Annotated in this window: 16 protein-coding genes; 9 read left to right on the forward strand and 7 right to left on the reverse strand. The window is 66.9% G+C overall.

The genetic code is table 11. The features are described from left to right. Positions 1-13: 13 nt before the first annotated feature. Complete coding sequence (locus CYJ10_RS08765) at positions 14-892, reverse strand: TauD/TfdA dioxygenase family protein (RefSeq protein ID WP_101681129.1); 879 nt, start codon at positions 890-892, stop codon at positions 14-16. A 208-nt stretch (positions 893-1100) separates the two neighbouring features. Between CYJ10_RS08765 and CYJ10_RS08770 the strand changes: the two genes are divergently transcribed. The 5 genes from CYJ10_RS08770 (at position 1101) to CYJ10_RS08790 (ending at position 6390) form a co-directional block, all read left to right on the forward strand. Further along, positions 1101-2084: an aliphatic sulfonate ABC transporter substrate-binding protein gene (locus tag CYJ10_RS08770; RefSeq protein WP_101681130.1), complete on the forward strand. Its 984-nt coding sequence runs from the start codon at positions 1101-1103 to the stop codon at positions 2082-2084. A 270-nt stretch (positions 2085-2354) separates the two neighbouring features. Next, positions 2355-3446: a pyruvate dehydrogenase (acetyl-transferring) E1 component subunit alpha gene (pdhA, locus tag CYJ10_RS08775; RefSeq protein ID WP_101681131.1), complete on the forward strand. Its 1092-nt coding sequence runs from the start codon at positions 2355-2357 to the stop codon at positions 3444-3446. Then, entirely contained in the window at positions 3439-4419 is a 981-nt protein-coding gene (locus tag CYJ10_RS08780; RefSeq protein WP_101681132.1) for an alpha-ketoacid dehydrogenase subunit beta, read from the forward strand. Before pdhA ends, CYJ10_RS08780 begins: the two co-directional genes overlap by 8 nt. A 23-nt stretch (positions 4420-4442) precedes the next feature. Next, positions 4443-5576: a dihydrolipoamide acetyltransferase family protein gene (locus tag CYJ10_RS08785; RefSeq protein WP_101681133.1), complete on the forward strand. Its 1134-nt coding sequence runs from the start codon at positions 4443-4445 to the stop codon at positions 5574-5576. 157 nt (positions 5577-5733) lie between these two features. Then, the gene (locus CYJ10_RS08790) at positions 5734-6390 is read left to right on the forward strand and encodes a peroxiredoxin (RefSeq protein ID WP_101681134.1); all 657 of its coding nucleotides are present in this window, start codon (positions 5734-5736) and stop codon (positions 6388-6390) included. Between the two features lie 285 nt (positions 6391-6675). Here CYJ10_RS08790 and CYJ10_RS08795 read toward each other — a convergent pair whose 3' ends face one another. Beyond that, the gene (locus CYJ10_RS08795; protein ID WP_101681135.1) at positions 6676-7638 is read right to left on the reverse strand and encodes a chemotaxis protein; all 963 of its coding nucleotides are present in this window, start codon (positions 7636-7638) and stop codon (positions 6676-6678) included. A gap of 477 nt (positions 7639-8115) precedes the next feature. Between CYJ10_RS08795 and CYJ10_RS08800 the strand changes: the two genes are divergently transcribed. Further along, positions 8116-9498 carry an NCS2 family permease gene (locus CYJ10_RS08800; RefSeq protein ID WP_101681136.1) on the forward strand — a complete coding sequence of 461 codons (1383 nt, stop codon included), beginning with the start codon at positions 8116-8118 and terminating at the stop codon, positions 9496-9498. A gap of 150 nt (positions 9499-9648) precedes the next feature. On the opposite strand, the gene CYJ10_RS33645 is transcribed toward CYJ10_RS08800, so the two are convergent. After that, a complete protein-coding gene (locus CYJ10_RS33645) occupies positions 9649-9831 on the reverse strand; it encodes a hypothetical protein (protein ID WP_146002001.1) in 183 nt (60 codons plus the stop codon). Positions 9832-10227: 396 nt separating this feature from the next. Between CYJ10_RS33645 and CYJ10_RS08805 the strand changes: the two genes are divergently transcribed. Beyond that, the gene (locus CYJ10_RS08805) at positions 10228-10542 is read left to right on the forward strand and encodes an H-NS histone family protein (RefSeq protein WP_101681137.1); all 315 of its coding nucleotides are present in this window, start codon (positions 10228-10230) and stop codon (positions 10540-10542) included. Between the two features lie 28 nt (positions 10543-10570). On the opposite strand, the gene CYJ10_RS08810 is transcribed toward CYJ10_RS08805, so the two are convergent. Both CYJ10_RS08810 and CYJ10_RS08815 read right to left on the reverse strand, forming a co-directional pair. Continuing rightward, positions 10571-11182, reverse strand: coding sequence for a hypothetical protein (locus tag CYJ10_RS08810; protein WP_101681138.1), 612 nt, complete (start codon positions 11180-11182; stop codon positions 10571-10573). A gap of 225 nt (positions 11183-11407) precedes the next feature. Continuing rightward, a complete protein-coding gene (locus tag CYJ10_RS08815) occupies positions 11408-12337 on the reverse strand; it encodes a LysR family transcriptional regulator (protein ID WP_101681139.1) in 930 nt (309 codons plus the stop codon). A gap of 130 nt (positions 12338-12467) precedes the next feature. Here CYJ10_RS08815 and CYJ10_RS08820 point away from each other — a divergent pair, with 130 nt between their 5' ends. After that, positions 12468-13700, forward strand: a complete 1233-nt coding sequence (locus CYJ10_RS08820; RefSeq protein ID WP_101681140.1) for an MFS transporter — start codon at positions 12468-12470, stop codon at positions 13698-13700. A gap of 154 nt (positions 13701-13854) precedes the next feature. After that, on the forward strand, positions 13855-14853 hold the full coding sequence (gene ahbB, locus CYJ10_RS08825) for a siroheme decarboxylase subunit beta (RefSeq protein WP_101681520.1): 999 nt from the start codon (positions 13855-13857) through the stop codon (positions 14851-14853). 1 nt (position 14854) lies between these two features. Here ahbB and ubiT read toward each other — a convergent pair whose 3' ends face one another. Then, positions 14855-15307 (reverse strand): ubiquinone anaerobic biosynthesis accessory factor UbiT, encoded by a 453-nt coding sequence (gene ubiT / locus CYJ10_RS08830; protein WP_101681141.1) that lies wholly within the window; start codon positions 15305-15307, stop codon positions 14855-14857. After that, complete coding sequence (locus CYJ10_RS08835) at positions 15304-16230, reverse strand: U32 family peptidase (RefSeq protein WP_101681142.1); 927 nt, start codon at positions 16228-16230, stop codon at positions 15304-15306. Before CYJ10_RS08835 ends, ubiT begins: the two co-directional genes overlap by 4 nt. Positions 16231-16235 lie beyond the last annotated feature (5 nt).

The following is a 16235-nucleotide window of genomic DNA, read 5'->3' on the forward strand; positions in this document are numbered from 1 at the left end:
AATCGGATGAGGCTTAGAACGGCGTATCGCCTTCGATCGTGGTGCGGAACATCACGCGGCGCAGGTGGTCGGGCGTGCCGGCCGCCAGATGCAGCAGCGAGCGGTTGTCCCAGAACACCAGGTCGTGCGCGCGCCACGGGTGGCGGTAGACGTACTCGGGCCGCACGCTGTGCGCGAACAGTTCATCGAGCAGCGCACGGCTTTCGTCGTCAGGCAGGCCCACGATCTTCGTCGTGAAATGCTCGCTGACGAACAGGGCGCGGCGCCCGGTCTCCGGATGGGTGCGGACCACCGGATGCACCACGGGCTTGACCTGCGCGATCTGCTCCGGTGTCAGGTTCGGCCGCCACGGACTGCGCTTCTGCAGTTCGGCGTAGCGCGCCAGGTAGGTGTGTTCGGCGGTCAGCCCTTCGATCTTCTGCTTCAGCGCCGCCGGCAGGCCGTCGTACGCGGCGTGCATGTTGGCGAAGAGCGTGTCGCCGCCTTCCGCCGGCAGTTCGATGGCATGGAGCAGCGACCCCAGGCTGGGCGTTTCCTTGTACGACAGGTCCGAGTGCCAGAAGTGGCCCGCGTCGCCCAGCCCGATCGGCTTGCCGTCCTTCAGCACGTTGGACACGATCAGGATCTCGGGGTGATCGGCCAGCTGGAACTGGTGCAGCACGTGGATCTGCAGCGGGCCGAAGCGGCGGCTGAACGCAATCTGCTGGGCCGGCGTGATGCGCTGGTCGCGAAACACCACCACATGGTGATCCAGGTGAGCGCGGTGGATGCGCCGGAAGTCTTCGGCGGAAAGGGGCTGATCGAGGTCGAGCCCGATCACTTCCGCACCGAGTGCGGCATCCAGCGGTCGGATCTCGAAATCCTGCACGGTCTCTACGTCGGCAATCGTCATGGCAATTTGTGGCCTTGGGGGAAGCACAAGCCTTGCACTCTAGGGAGCCCGGATGCGGCACACAACGAATCAAATCGCGCGCCGTTATGCGGTCAGCGCATATGCACCCGTTGTGCGACCGACGCATAAGCAAGCGCACTTTCCTTCGTTCCCGCAGCACGCCACGTTGCGTAGGCTGACAGGTTGGTTCTCTCGAAGGATTGCCGCAATGTCATTCCCCAACACCACCCGCCGGCGCATCGTGCTGGGCGGCATGGCCGGCCTGGGCGCCATCGTTGCGCCCGCCATCTCGTCCACGGCCGCGCTGGCCGCCGACACGCCCGAGACGCTGCGCATTGGCTACCAGAAATCGTCGACGCTGATGATCTGGCTGAAGTCGCGGCAGGTACTGGAACAGTCGCTGGCGCCGCGCAAGGTCAGCGTGCAGTGGCACGAATTCACGTCGGGGCTGCCACTGCTGGAATCGCTCAACGTCGGCAACCTCGACCTGACCGCCGACGTGGCCGATGCCGTGCCGCCGTTCGCGCTGGCCGCAGGCGCCAGCATGACGTACTACGCCATCGAATCGCCGTCGCCCACGGCGCAGGCCATCGTGGTGCGCAGCGACTCGTCGATCCGCTCGGTCGCGCAGCTCAAGGGCCAGCGCGTGGCGTTCTCGAAAGGCGCCGGCGCGCACTACCTGCTGCTGGAGGCCCTGAACGAGGCGGGCCTGTCGATGCGCGACATCGAACCTGCGTACCTGACCCCGGCCGACGCCCGCGCGGCGTTCGAGCGCGGCAGCGTGGCCGCTTGGGTGATATGGGACCCGTTCCTGGCGGCGGTGCAGCGCCAGGCCAACGCGCGCATCCTGCGCGACGGCGCGAAGCTGTCGAGCTACCGGCGCTTCTATCTGGCCGCCACGCCGTACGCCAAACGCCGGCCCGACGTGCTGGCCACCGTCTATGGCGAACTGCGGCGCGCGGGCGAATGGGTCAAGGCCAACCCTGCCGAGGCCGCCGCATGGCATGCACCGCTGATCGGCCTGGACGCCGCCACCGTCGAAGCCGCCAACGCACGGCGCACCTATCAGGTACAGCCCGTGGACGCCGCCGCGCTCGACGAACAGCAGCGCATTGCCGACGCGTTCGCCGGCCAGTCCATCCTGCCGCGCAAGGTCACCGTGGCCACGTCGCCGGTCTGGAAGCCGGCGTAAATCGATCGGGTCTTCTCCCCTCTCCCGCAACGTGGGTGAGGGGTTGGGGAAGCCGGCATCGGGGCGCGGCTTGCCGACATCCCGTAGCTTGAACTGCCGGCACGCTTCCCCATTCCTCTTCCACCATGCTGAGGCGGGGCGAAAAGCGATACCTCGCGCCGTGCGCCAGCGCACGCCCCATCCCCTGTTCCGTGCCCTATAGTCGAAGGCAGCAGCGTCCACAAGATGCTGCGCCGCACAGGACACAGCGAACCACAAGGGGACCACCACATGGGCACTGTTGCGCGCTTTGACATCGGTTTTACCCGCTACCTTTCTCCCGAGGGCGCGCCTGCCCCGGACCTTCCCGCCTTCGCCCGCGACCCGGCCGCCCTGCTGCCGCTGTATCGCGCCATGGTGCTCACCCGGCAGTTCGACCTCAAGGCCATCGCCATGCAGCGCACGGGCCAGATCGGCACGTTTGCGTCCGCGCTGGGCCAGGAGGCGATTGGCGTGGGCACGGCCACGGCCATGCGGCCCGACGACGTACTGATACCGTCCTACCGCGACCACGCCGCGCAGTTTGTGCGTGGCGTCACGATGACGGAGAGCCTGCTGTACTGGGGCGGCGACGAACGGGGCAGCGGATTTGCGGCAGTGCCGCATGACTTCGGCAATTGCGTGCCCATCGGCACCCAGGTGGGCCACGCGGCCGGCGTGGCCTATGCGTTCAAGCTGCGCCAGCAGCCGCGCGTGGCGGTCTGCATCATTGGCGACGGCGGCACGTCCAACGGGGCTTTCTACGAAGGCATGAACATGGCCGGCGCGTGGCAGGTGCCGCTGGTCATCGTCATCAACAACAACCAGTGGGCCATCTCGATGCCGCGGGCCAAACAGACAGCGGCGGCCACGCTGGCGCAGAAGGCGATTGCAGCCGGCATCCCGGGCGAGCAGGTTGACGGCAACGACGTGATTGCCGTGCGTGATCGCGTGGGCGACGCCATCGAACGGGCGCGCGACGGGGCCGGCCCGGCCCTGATCGAGGCCGTCACGTATCGGCTGGGCGACCACACCACGGCCGACGATGCCTCGCGCTATCGCGACGACGCCACGGTCAAGGAAGCCTGGCTGCACGAACCCGTCAAGCGGATGCGCGACTACCTGGCCAGCGTGGGCGCGTGGGATGCCGGGCGCGAGGAAGCGCTGATCCGCGAATGCCAGCAGGCCGTGGCCGCCGCCGTGGAGGCCTACCTGCAACTGCCCCACCCCGACGTCTCGGCGATGTTCGATTGCCTCTACGAGACGTTGCCGGCCGCCATGGCCGACCAGTTCGACACCGCGCAGCGCTACGCCGCCCAGCACAAGGAGACCCAGCATGGCTGAACTGCATATGGTGGAAGCGGTCAACCTGGCGCTGGCCCACGCGCTGGAGCACGACCCCGACGTGGTGCTGCTGGGCGAGGACATCGGCGTCAACGGCGGCGTGTTCCGCTCGACGGCGGGCCTGCAGCAGCGCTTTGGCGAGGGGCGCGTCATCGACACGCCGCTGGCCGAAGGCGGCATCGTCGGCGCGGCCATCGGCATGGCGGCGATGGGCCTCAAGCCCGTGGCCGAGATCCAGTTCGCGGGCTTCATCTATCCGGCCATCGACAACATCCTGAACCACGCCGGGCACCTGCGACACCGGACGCGCGGCCGGCTCAGCTGTCCGCTGGTGGTGCGCGCGCCCAGCGGGGCCGGCATCCACGCGCCCGAGCACCATTCCGAAAGCCCCGAGGCGCTGTTCGCGCATATCCCGGGCCTGCGCGTGGTCATGCCATCGTCGCCGGCCCGCGCCTACGGCCTGCTGCTGGCCGCGATCCGCGACCCCGATCCGGTGATCTTCTTCGAGCCCACCCGGCTCTATCGCCTGTTCCGGCAGGAGGTGGAGGACACCGGCGAGGCGCTTCCGCTCGATGCCTGCTTCACGCTGCGCGACGGCACCGATATTACGCTGGTCAGCTGGGGCGCGATGGTGCAGGAAACGCTGGCCGCCGCCGACCAGCTGGCCGACGATGGCATTTCTGCCGCCGTGATCGACGTGGCCACGCTGAAGCCGCTGGACATGGAGACGATCCTGGAATCGGTGGCGCAGAGCGGCCGCTGTGTGATCGTGCACGAGGCGCCGCGCACGGCCGGGGTCGGCGCAGAGATTGCCGCCAACCTGGCCGATGCCGGGCTGTATTCGCTCAGCGCGCCGGTGCAGCGCGTGACCGGCTACGACACCGTGGTGCCGCTGGCACGGCTGGAACACAGCTACCTGCCGTCGGTGGCACAGATCGTGGACGCGGCACGGCGCGCGCTGGACGCCGGCTAAGCACTGCCAACCAGGAGACAACGATGCGGATCTTCAAGCTGCCCGACCTGGGCGAAGGCCTGCAGGAAGCCGAGATCGTGACGTGGCATGTCAAGCCCGGTGACGCCGTGCAGGCCGACCAGCCGCTGCTGTCGGTGGAAACGGCCAAGGCTATCGTCGAGATTCCCTCGCCGTTCGGCGGCCAGGTGGCCAAGCTGTTCGCGCAGTCCGGCGACATCGTCCACCTGGGCGCCCCGCTGGTGGGCTTCGAGGGGGCGGGCGCCACCGACGATGCGGGCACCGTGGTGGGCAACGTCAAGGTGGGCACGCACGTGGTGCGCGAAGGCGAAACACGCGTGGGGGCCGCCGGCATCCAGGGCGGGCACGGCCTCAAGGCCACGCCGGCGGTGCGGGCGCTGGCGCGCAAGCTGTCGGTGGACCTGGCCATGGTGACGCCTTCGGGCCGCGACGGCGTGATTACCGCTACCGATGTGCAGCGGGTGGCCACCACGCTGGCGGAGGTCGGCCCTGCCGAAGTGGTGCGCGGCGTGCGGCGTGCCATGGCCCAGAACATGGCGCGTGCGCAGAGCGAGGTGGCCGCGGCCACCGTCATGGACGATGCCGACCTGCACGCCTGGCAGACCGTGGGCACCACGGCGAGCGGGCACGACGTCACGATCCGGCTGGTGCGGGCGCTGGTGGCCGGGGTACGGGCCGAGCCCGCGCTGAATGCCTGGTACGAGGGCCGCACCGGCCGCCGCCATCTGCTTGAACGCATCGACGTGGGCATTGCGGCGGACCTGCCCGAGGGGCTGTTCGTGCCGGTGCTGCGCAATGTGGGCAAGCGCGATGCCGCGGACCTGCGCAACGGGCTCGACCGCATGCGGGCCGACATCAAGGCCCGTACCATCGCCCCCGAGGAAATGCGCGGCAATACCATCACGCTGTCGAACTTCGGCATGATTGCCGGCCGCTATGCGGCGCCGATCGTGGTGCCGCCCACGGTGGCCATCCTGGGCGCCGGCCGCATCCGCGACGAAGTGGTGGCCGCCGGCGGCCAGCCGGCCGTGCATCGCGTGATGCCGCTGTCGCTGACGTTCGACCACCGCGTGGTCACCGGCGGCGAGGCGGCGCGCTTCCTGCGTGCGGTCATTGCCGACCTGGAACGCCCGGACTAGGGAGTGACGCGCGCGATACCGGGCAACAATCCGCCATCGGAAGGAGCGCGTTCGTCACCGGGTGTCCCTATACTGGATAGTTCCGGCCACGACGGCTGCCGCGCCTGGCCGGACGATCCCATCCGATAACTGCAAACTACCCTGAAGGAGCCTGACCATGGCCATTCGCATTGGCGAGACCGCCCCCGACTTCACCGCAGAGACCACCGAGGGCAAGATCAACTTCCACGAATGGATCGGCGACAGCTGGGCCATCCTGTTCTCGCACCCCAAGGACTTCACGCCGGTCTGCACCACCGAACTGGGCTACATGGCAAAGCTGAAGCCCGAGTTCGACAAGCGCAATACGAAGATCATCGGCCTGTCGATCGACCCCGTGGGCGACCATTCGCGCTGGGCCAAGGACATCGAGGAAACGCAGGGCACCGCCGTGAATTACCCGATGATCGGCGACCACGACCTGGCCGTGGCCAAGCTCTACGACATGATCCACCCCGAGGCCAGCGGCAGCGGCCCGCGCACGGCCGTGGACAACGCCACGATCCGCTCGGTGTTCTGGATCGGCCCGGACAAGAAGATCAAGGCCATGCTGGTCTATCCGATGAGCGCCGGCCGCAATTTCGACGAGGTGCTGCGCCTGCTCGATTCGCTGCAGCTCAACGCCAAGCACGCGGTAGCCACGCCCGTAAACTGGAAACCCGGCGACGACGTGATTATCCCGACCTCAGTTTCTGACGACGACGCAAAGAAGAAATATCCGGACGGATTCAAGACCCTGAAGCCGTACCTGCGTACGGTGGCCCAACCGAAGTAACGCACGCCCACTGGCGCGGTATACCTGTTTGAGTTAGTCCATATGGCCTGTGGAACTATCCACAGGTTGCGTGGATAATCGCCCTCTTGACAGCCCGCAAACCCGCGCCAGCATTGAAGGGAGCTGGACTGCCTTTTTTTTGGGCAAACGTCGTTGCGGGGGTTTTATTGCCTTCGGCGGCGATTTATGCAGGGCGCTGCCGGACACCAAAATGACGCGCCCCTCGCCCGTGGAACGGGAGAGGGGCACAAACCTCCGGAAGCTGAAACCGACCGCGCCTGGCGCTTACGGATGCCGCGCCAGCACGCCGCGGATCGTATCGGCCAGGTCCTTGGCCAGGAACTTCGATACGTAGGCGTCGGCGCCCACCTTGCGGACGTGTTCCTCGCTGGCCTCGCCCGACAGCGACGAATGGATGATCACGGGCAGCGACTTCAGCCGTGCATCGGCCTTGATCTTGCGCGTCAGCGTGAAGCCGTCCATCTCCGGCATTTCCAGGTCGGTCAGCACCAGCGCCACTTCATCGCGGATCGGCTTGCCCTGGCTGGCCGTCAGTTCGGCGATCTGGCCAAGCATCTCCCAGGCTTCCTGCCCGGTCTTGGTCATCACCACCTGCACGCCCATGGCCTTGAGGCCGTTCTCGATCAGCCCGCGCGCCAGCGCCGAGTCGTCGGCGCACAGGATCTTGCTGCCCGGCCGCAGGTTCAGCTGCGGGCCCACCGTGGCGGGGTCGACGTCCGGCTGGCGGGTCGGCAGTACGTCGCGCAGGATCTGCTCGACGTCCAGTACCTGCACCAGTCGCGGGCTGTCGCCACCGACGTCGAGCTTGGCAATGCTGGTCACCAGCCCGCCCTTGACGCTGTTCTCGGCCGAGATCACCTGGCTCCAGTCCAGTCGTACGATCTCTTCGACGGCCTCGACCGCAAAGCCCTGCGTGGAGCGTGCGTACTCGGTCACCAGCATGATGTTCAGGCCCGACTTCGGCGAGCATTCCAGCAGGCGCGGCAGGTCGATGACCGGAATCACCTGGCCGCGGATGTCGGCCATGCCCAGGATCGACGGCTCGGCCCCCACCACCGTGGTGACCGGCGGCATGACCAGGATTTCCCGGACCTTGAAAACGTTGATGCCGAACAGTTCGGACTGTCCGCTATGCGTCGCATCGCCAAGTCGGAACAACAGCAACTCGAACTGGTTGTTGTTGGTCAGGTTGGTGCGCTCATCGATGTCTCTCATCGCGCTGGTCATGCTCTGGCTCCGCTTCGGCTCGGTATGTGTGGATATGGGTGTTGCCAAGGGGCTATCGGCGCCCCTGCCGTGACCTTTAGCCCGACATGCGCCACCGGCGCCGGTTGTGACGCATCGGTGGCCCCTTTTGCAGCACTTCACGGCCGGCGGACGACCCATGGCGTGGATCGAGGGAAATCCCTGAGCCGTCCCAGGCACCGGCCAGCCGTGGTTATTCGGGCGACGGCATGTTCCGCATGCGGCGCCGATGATGAACGTGGCGGATCCCTCGCCTACCTTTGAGCCTCGCCAGATCCCGCCCGTCAGAGGCATCGGACCGGCACCCGGCCCGAGTGGCCGGACACCGAGGAACGAGACACCCGCACCTTGCCCGATGCCAACGGGATCTCCGCCCTCGCACACCCGGAACCACGTGAGACGAGGCTGACGCCCGATCCGTACGCGGACGCGCGCAGCGCCCCTGCAAGGAGACAGACCATGATCGAACAGCCGTATCCGTCCGTCACGGACGTGGACGCTGCGCCGCCGCCGGCCAGCGGCAAGCTCGACCAGTATTTCGAGATCAGTTCACGCGGCAGCACGCAGCGCCGCGAAGTGCTGGCTGGCGTGACCACCTTCATGGCGATGGTCTATGCCGTGTTCGTCGTGCCCGGCATGCTGGGCAAGGCCGGCTTCGACACCAGCGCCGTATTCGTGGCCGTTTGCCTGACCACCGCCTTCGGCTCGCTGTTGATGGGCCTGTGGGCCAAGCTGCCCATTGCCATCGGCTGCGCCATTTCGCTGACGGCCTTCATGGCCTTTGGCCTGGTGCTGGGCCAGAAGCTGTCTCCCGCCGTGGCGCTTGGCGCGGTGTTCCTGATGGGCGTGGTGTTCACGGCCATCTCGGTCACCGGGGTGCGTTCCTGGATCCTGCGCAACCTGCCCGCCGGCGTGGCGCACGGCGCGGGCATCGGCATCGGCCTGTTCCTGCTGCTGATCGCGTCCAACGACGTGGGCCTCGTGGTGAAGAACCCCGGCCCCGGCCTGCCGGTGGCGCTGGGCCACATCACGGCCTTCCCGGTGATGATGTCGGTGCTGGGCCTGGCCGCGATCTTCGGCCTGGAACGCCGTCGCGTGCCGGGCGGCATCCTGCTGGTGATCGTCGCGATCTCCGCGCTGGGGCTGCTGTTCGATCCGGCCGTGAAATACACGGGCGTGTTCGCGCTGCCGTCGCTGTCCGCACCGGGCCATGCGTCGCTGATCGGCGCGATGGACATTCGCGGTGCCCTGTCGGCCGCCGTGCTGCCCAGCGTGCTGGCCCTGGTGATGACCGCGGTCTTCGACGCCACCGGCACGATCCGCGCCGTGGCCGGTCAGGCCAACCAGCTCGACGCAACAGGCCGCATCCACAATGGCGGCCGCGCACTGACCGCCGACTCGGTCAGCTCGATCTTCTCGGCGTTCTTCGGCGGCGCACCGGCCGCGGCCTATATCGAATCGACAGTCGGCGTGGCCGCCGGCGCGCGTACCGGCCTGGCCGCCGTCACCGTGGGCCTGCTGTTCCTGGCCGTGATGTTCTTCTCGCCGCTGGCCGGCCTGGTGCCGTCGTACGCCACGGCGCCGGCGCTGATGTACGTGGGCCTGCTGATGCTGTCCAGCGTATCGCGCCTGCATATGGACGATATGGTCGACTCGCTGTCGGGCCTGGTCTGCGCCGTGTTCATCGTACTGACGTGCAATATCGTCACCGGCATCATGCTCGGCTTCTGCACGCTGGTCATCGGTCGCATCGTCGCGGGCGAATGGCGCAAGCTTAATGTCGGCACGGTGGCCATTGCAGTGGCGCTTGCCGGGTTTTACGCAGGCGGCTGGGCTATCTGACCGTACGTCGACAGCCCGCCATTACCAGTCGGATATCCGCCAATAAGCGTCCGCCACCCGGACGCCCGCTATCGCGGCAACGAGGTCTCCTCCACCTGGATGACCGGTGGATTTGATGGCCCTCGGGGACTTTCCCCCCGGGGGCTTTTTTTATTGGGCGACGCCATTCGCTGCCATTCGCTGCCATTCGCCACCGGCGCCATATGGATCCGTTTCCAAGCCGCTCCGGTAACCCTCGATAAACTGGCGCGGATCGCCTGTTTCATTTGGCGTTAACGTTCGCCGCCCCGCTTCAGCCAGAAACATGCCAAAAATATCATCGCTGACAATCATGTAACTTGAAGCCCCATCCGTGAATCGCGGAACGAAAGCGGATAGGAACGGATGGAAGCGAAAATCCACGTCGGGTAAAAAATGCAATCGACTTGCCGGGATTGTTCGCACATGGATTTACGCGAATATCCGGGTGTCCACGGTTGCTTCCCATTACTGATTCTGGTTAGGATGCGGACCGGCGCCATTGAGAAACGCCGCGTTGGCGCCAAAACAATCTGGAAGAACCCGATAACAAGCTAGAGGGCATGCCGGTTTGATGCCAAGAGGGTTACGATTTCATTCCAATTCGCGTTTGAATCGTGCTTTTCCGGATAATTCTTGTAATATTTTTGTTATGCGGGCCGCTTTGCAGTCGTACACAACAGCGCCGCCAATCTGAACGGGGATCCAAAAATGCCAACTTACAAGCAACTGCTGGCTGAAAAAGAAGCACTGGAAGCAAAGCTCAGCGAAGTGCGTGCCAATGAAGTGGCCAGCGTGATCGAGCAGATTCGCCAGTTGATGGCCGATTATGATCTGACCGCCGAAGACATCGCCCCGAAACGCCGTCGTGGACGTCCGGCCGGTAGCGGCGCGGCACACAAGGCAGCCTCGGCACTGCCGCCCAAGTATCGCGATCCGAAGACCGGCAAGACGTGGTCCGGCCGTGGCCGCGCCCCGGCATGGCTGGGCAAGCGCCCGGAGCGCTTCCTGATCGAACAGGCCTGATCGCCCACCAATTCGCGGGACGCGCCGCCTAGCGCGTCCCCGCTCCCGTCCCCGCCCCTGCCTTCGCTCCGGCACCTGCCCCGGCCTCGCACAGATACTCCGGCCGCAGCGCCCTGAACCCTTGTTGCGTCGGCTCCTGAACCACCGTTGCCCCGCCTTCCGCATCCGGCTGCAGCCGCAGCACGCGCGCCGTGCATTGCGTCGCGGTGTCGTCGCGCATGTATCGGATTTCATACTGGCCGCTGACCTGCGGGACGAACGACACCCCGGTCGCGCAGCGCGCGTCGTCAGCCGGCGGCGCCGCGTACGATGTCACCGCGATATAGATCCGCTTGCCCGGCAGCACCTTGCGCTCGCGCGTGCGCGACGGCGGCTCCGGCGGCATGCCGGCCATATCCAGCGTCGAGTCGCGCCCCATCGAGGCCAGTTGCTTGCCCATGCCGGCCAGCACCTGCGGACGCGGCGCCGGACACTTGGCGGGGTCCAGCACGTTGAACGTCGTCCGGTCGTCGGTACTGGTCATCAGGCGCACGCTGGCATACGGCGCGTCCGACGGGATGCGGTAATATGACACGCAGCCCCCCAGCGGCAAGGCCAGGGCGATGGCAACAGGCACGGCGGCAATCGGAATCCTGCACATAGCGGGCGCGAAGCGGACAGTTGACCGAGGTTGGTGCCAGAGCATAGCCTTTCAACGACCGCGCCGACGTGGGCTGGACCACGTTGAGGATATCCACAGATTCTGTGGATATCCTGCCATGTCGCCCCGGCGAGGCCCAGTCAGTGCGGCATCGCACCGGACTGCCCAAGAATTAGGCAACCCCAGGGCATCTTCCGACACACGGCCGCAACAAATGACTGTAGGTCAGGTTCGCGCCGAACCCAAGTCCGACATGCCTGGCGGCGTTACGCTCCAGTGTTCGGCCAGGAAATCCACGAACGCCCGCACGCGCGGCGGCACCAGCCGGCGCTGCGGCATGACCGCGTAGATGCCCGTGACCGCGATGGGATGGTCGGGCAGAACCTGCACGAGCCGACCCGCCCGCAGGTCATCGCACACGTGCCAGGTGGAATGCATGGCGATACCGAACCCGGCCAGCGCCGCGTCGGCCAGCAACTCTCCTGTATTGGCCTCCACCCTCCCGCGCACCCGCACCGCAATCTCGCCGCCCTTGCCATCGTCGAAACGCCAGACATCCGATCGACCCTGTGCGCCCACCAGGACCAGGCACTGGTGCCGGGCCAGATCCTGCGGCGCCAGGGGCCAGCCGTGTTCGCGCAGGTAATCGGGCGACGCGCATAACAGGCGCTGGTTGTCCGCCAGCTTGCGTGCCACCAGCGTCGAATCCTCCAGCGCCCCGATGCGGATGGCCAGATCAAAGCCGCTGCTGACCAGGTCCAGCACATGGTCGGTCAGGTTGATGCTGACGTTGACCCCGGGATACCGCCTCAGGAATGCCGTCAGCAGCGGCGATACGTACTGGCGCCCGAACGATGCCGAGGTGGTCACGCGCAGCGTGCCCGTGATGCCGGTTCCCGACTGCCGCAACGCCCCCGACAACGCCTCCAGGTCTTCCACCAGTGCCCGCCCCTGTTCGGCCAGCACCGCGCCTTCCGGCGTGGCATGCAGGCGGCGCGTGGTGCGATGCAGCAACCGGACGCCAAGATCGCGCTCCAGCCGCTGCAGGCGCTGGCTGGCCACGGCCACCGAAATGTCCAGGCTGCGCGCCGCCGCGCTGATCGATCCCTGATCCAGTACCCGCAGAAAGAGCCCGATGTCTGCAATGCGATCCATGATTCTCAACAAATTCTTGAAACTGATTATTGATCTTGCCCGTTTTTCAGAAGATAGGAAAGGCCGACACTGCGGCCTTCCCTGCCATCCCATCGTCGGCTCAATGCCGGCCACCACCGGAGAAATCGCCATGGCTGCGCCCCCTTCCACCCCTGCCGCAGGGTCCCGCACACGGATGCCTGCGGCCCTGTACGCCCTGACGGCCGGCTCGTTCGGCATCGGCTGCGCGGAGTTCGTCATCATGGGCCTGCTGCTGCAGGTGTCGGCCGACCTGGGCGTCACCATCGCCTCGGCCGGCATGCTGGTTTCCGGCTACGCACTCGGCGTATTTGCCGGTGCGCCCGTGCTGACGCTGCTGACACGCCGCATGCCACGCAAGGCGGTGCTGATGGCGCTGATGATGATCTACACCGTCGGCAACGCGGCCTGCGCGCTTGCGCCCGACTACACCACGCTGATGATTGCGCGCGTGGTGACATCGCTGACGCACGGTACGTTCTTCGGCGTGGGCGCCGTGGTGGCCACGAGCCTGGTGCCTGCCAACCGTCGCGCTTCGGCCATTTCGGTGATGTTCTCCGGCCTGACGCTGGCCACGCTGCTCGGCATGCCGGCCGGTGCATGGCTGGGCCTGCAGTTCGGCTGGCGCTCGACGTTCTGGGCCATGACGGCGATCGGGCTGGTGTCGTTGACGGTTATCGCGCTGCTGGTGCAAACCAGCCGTGACGACGCCGCGCCCGTGCGGCTCGTCGACGAACTGAAGACCATCGGGCGTCCGCAGGTACTGCTGGGCCTGCTGATGACTGTGCTGCAGGCGCTTGGCACGTTCGCCGTCATCACGTACATCCAGCCGATGTTGACGCGCGTCACGGGCTTTGGCGAAAGCGCGGTGTCGCCAATCCTGCTGCTGTTTGGCGGCGGCATGATCATCGGCAACATTCTCGGCGGACGCATGGCCGACCGTCGCCCCACGGGTGCCCTGCTTGGCGCGCTGATCGCGCTGACGGTGGTGCTGGCCAGCATGACCCTGTCGCTGCACAACCATGTGGCCGTCGTGGTCTTCGTCGGCGTGCTCGGCATCGCGGCTTTTTCGACGGTATCGCCGCTGCAGTTGCGCGTACTGCGCCACGCCCAGGGTGCCGGCCAGAACCTGGCGTCGAGCTTCAACATTGCCGCCTTCAACCTGGGCAACGGTCTCGGCGCCTGGATGGGCGGCGCGGTGGTGGATCACGGGCCGGGACTGCAGGCCCTGCCGTGGATCGCGGCCATCGCGCCACTGGCGGCGCTGGGCATCGCGCTGCTGGCCGTGCGCATGGAACGCAGCGCATCGGGCAAACCCGGGGCGTACCATCTCGATCCTGCTTGACGACCGTCAACAAGGCCTCGACCGAACTTCACGATCATGCCCGCATGCTGCGGGCGTGCTCCGGTTCGTCGCAATACATGGCGCCTGCGCATCGACCCTGTGCGTTCCCCTCGCACCGCTCCGATTGCACAACCCGCTCGCCATGTCCGACGCCATGCTCGACGAAAACGATCTCTACAACCGCATTCAGGACGATTTCCCGCTGCACACGCGGCCCTACCAGACCGCCGGCGAGGCGTTCGACCTGTCCGAGCGCGCCATGCTCAGCCTGCTGGCGCGCGACGTGGGCAACGGACGCATCAGCCGCATCGGCGCCGTCTTCGCGCCCAACACCATCGGTGCCAGCACCGTGGCGGCGCTGTCCATCCCCCTCGCACGCATCGATCGCGTGGTCGAGCGCATCAACAGCGATCCCGATATCAGCCAGAGCCATGCCCGCGAGGGCCATCGCTACAACCTGTGGTTCGTGGCCGGTGCGCGCGACCGCACCACGCTCGATGGCGTGCTGTCGCGCCTTGCCATGGATATCGGGCAACGGCCCATCGACCTGCCCCTGGAACGCGAATACCGTACCGACCTGGGCCTGCCGCTGGGCGTCACCCGCAGCCCGCGTCGCGCGCCGCAGCAACCCTTGCAGATGTTGAATGCCCCCTTGCGGCCCGACCTCGACGAAGCAGACTGGCGGCTGGCCGCCGCGCTGGAGTCCGGCCTGGCGCTGACGCCGCAGCCGTATCACGCGCTGGCGCGGCGTACGGGACTGGCGCTGTCGGAAACACTGGCACGGCTGGCCAGGTGGCGAAGCGCGGGCGTGATCCGCCGCTTCGGCGCCATCCTGCGGCACCGCCCGTTCGGCTATACCCACAACGTGATGTGTGTCTGGAACGTGCCCGATGCCCGTGTGGATGCGGTCGGCCTGCGGCTTGCCCATGTGCCGCACGTCACGATGTGTTTCCGGCGTACGCGACGGCTGCCCGCGTGGCAGTACAACCTGTTCGCGATGATCCACGCCCGCAGCGCCAATGAACTGCACACCACGCTGGCGCGCTTCGACGCCGTGGGCGGCCTGGCTGACGCGCCGTGCGCGGTGCTGCAAGCCAGCCAGTGCTACAAGCAGCGCGGCACCCGCTTCGGGGGTGCCATGCCCGAGTTCTGATTCACGCGCCGCGCGGCTCCGGGAACAGCAGCGACAGCCGCTGCGCAAGCGCGCCCAGCCACTCGGGCCGTGGCGCCGCATCGAGCCAGTACTTGACCTCAAGGCCCAGCGCCGTGTCGCCGCGGATCGACAGGCGGCGCTGGAAGAACAGCGTGTCGGTGTCGGCATCGCCGCTGATCAGCCGCAGGTAGCTCAGCGCCGCCGCATGCAGCGTCAGGTCGGTTTCCCGGCCATCGAACGGCCCCGGCAGGAATCGGCCATTGGCGCACTGGAAGCGCACCTCCAGCCCCACATCGTCCACCGTCAGCGAGAACGTGCGGCCGTCCAGCGCCGCAGGCGGCTCCATCCAGCCGGCGCGGCGCATGGCCTCCAGCGCCACGACCAGCGGCGCGGCACGCATCGGCGCGGGCATATGCCGATGCACGCGCGTCATCATGGATTTCAGCATCGTCATGCCACGGCCCCTTCCTGCGTCAGCCAGTGAATGCCAGGCTTGCCGCTCCAGTACCCGTTGCTCGGCGTCGCGCCGGCCGGCATCACGGCACTTGGCGACGCGGCCCGTTCTCCGCGCCGGATGGCATCGAGATGGGCAATCGCTTCGAGCGTGCCTGTGGCATGCGGACTGACACGTGCGTACTCGATGCCCCCCTCGGCCATCTGCGACACCTGTGCGCACAGATCCAGGCAGGTAGCTGATTGCGTCTGGATGCCGTTGAGCGTGAAGAAATCCTGCCCTTCGCCTGTCCGGGCGACCAGGCCATCGGGATACTCGATGCAACGGAATTCGCAGGCGTCCTTGCGCAGCCGATGATGCCGGGCCGTGAAGCAGCGCGCCGAGAATGCCAGCGGCATGCGACCCCAGACCATGGCTTCCAGCGCCAGCCCTGCCGGGCGGGCCGCCGCCAGCGCCGCCATCGTGGTGCCATCCATCTCCACCGGCACCACGCATCCCTGTGCGCCCAGCCCGGCCAGCCACGCCAGCGTATCGGCGTGATAGACGTTCAGGTGCGGACCGCCCACGAAGGGCCGACCCGCCAAGGCGCGCACGGCGCCAAGGTCGTTGGCCTCCACCAGAAAATCCTCCTGGGCACAGACCCGGCGCATCACCGCGATATCGCTGTCCGACTCGACCAGTACCGGGGTGGACAGCACCACCTGCTTGCCCGCGTCGCGCAGCATCTGCGCCACCTCGATCCAGTCGGCCAGCCGCATTTCATGCCGGCGCGTGCAGACGGCCTCGCCCAGATAGACGCGCTCGACCGCGGTGTCGGCGATCGACGCATAGAACTCCAGCACCGTCGTGCGCGGCCAGTAGTACAACAGGGGGCCGAGCGCGATGCGGAACGGCTCGGGATTCAGTGGGATGATCGTTGCCATGATGG

Origin of the sequence: Cupriavidus pauculus, assembly GCF_002858765.1 — a bacterium.
In the GTDB taxonomy this organism is placed as follows: Bacteria; Pseudomonadota; Gammaproteobacteria; order Burkholderiales; family Burkholderiaceae; genus Cupriavidus; species Cupriavidus pauculus_B.

Excerpts from the sequence above, each read along its gene's own strand:
- CYJ10_RS08765 (WP_101681129.1), bottom strand. The coding sequence starts at position 892 with ATGACGATTGCCGACGTAGAGACCGTGCAGGATTTCGAGATCCGACCG.
- pdhA (WP_101681131.1), top strand. The coding sequence starts at position 2,355 with ATGGGCACTGTTGCGCGCTTTGACATCGGTTTTACCCGCTACCTTTCT.
- CYJ10_RS08800 (WP_101681136.1), top strand. The coding sequence starts at position 8,116 with ATGATCGAACAGCCGTATCCGTCCGTCACGGACGTGGACGCTGCGCCG.
- CYJ10_RS08805 (WP_101681137.1), top strand. The coding sequence starts at position 10,228 with ATGCCAACTTACAAGCAACTGCTGGCTGAAAAAGAAGCACTGGAAGCA.
- CYJ10_RS08835 (WP_101681142.1), bottom strand. The coding sequence starts at position 16,230 with ATGGCAACGATCATCCCACTGAATCCCGAGCCGTTCCGCATCGCGCTC.
- CYJ10_RS08770 (WP_101681130.1), top strand. The coding sequence starts at position 1,101 with ATGTCATTCCCCAACACCACCCGCCGGCGCATCGTGCTGGGCGGCATG.
- CYJ10_RS33645 (WP_146002001.1), bottom strand. The coding sequence starts at position 9,831 with ATGATTGTCAGCGATGATATTTTTGGCATGTTTCTGGCTGAAGCGGGG.
- CYJ10_RS08795 (WP_101681135.1), bottom strand. The coding sequence starts at position 7,638 with ATGACCAGCGCGATGAGAGACATCGATGAGCGCACCAACCTGACCAAC.
- CYJ10_RS08815 (WP_101681139.1), bottom strand. The coding sequence starts at position 12,337 with ATGGATCGCATTGCAGACATCGGGCTCTTTCTGCGGGTACTGGATCAG.
- CYJ10_RS08780 (WP_101681132.1), top strand. The coding sequence starts at position 3,439 with ATGGCTGAACTGCATATGGTGGAAGCGGTCAACCTGGCGCTGGCCCAC.
- CYJ10_RS08810 (WP_101681138.1), bottom strand. The coding sequence starts at position 11,182 with ATGTGCAGGATTCCGATTGCCGCCGTGCCTGTTGCCATCGCCCTGGCC.
- CYJ10_RS08790 (WP_101681134.1), top strand. The coding sequence starts at position 5,734 with ATGGCCATTCGCATTGGCGAGACCGCCCCCGACTTCACCGCAGAGACC.
- CYJ10_RS08820 (WP_101681140.1), top strand. The coding sequence starts at position 12,468 with ATGGCTGCGCCCCCTTCCACCCCTGCCGCAGGGTCCCGCACACGGATG.
- ubiT (WP_101681141.1), bottom strand. The coding sequence starts at position 15,307 with ATGACGATGCTGAAATCCATGATGACGCGCGTGCATCGGCATATGCCC.
- ahbB (WP_101681520.1), top strand. The coding sequence starts at position 13,855 with ATGCTCGACGAAAACGATCTCTACAACCGCATTCAGGACGATTTCCCG.
- CYJ10_RS08785 (WP_101681133.1), top strand. The coding sequence starts at position 4,443 with ATGCGGATCTTCAAGCTGCCCGACCTGGGCGAAGGCCTGCAGGAAGCC.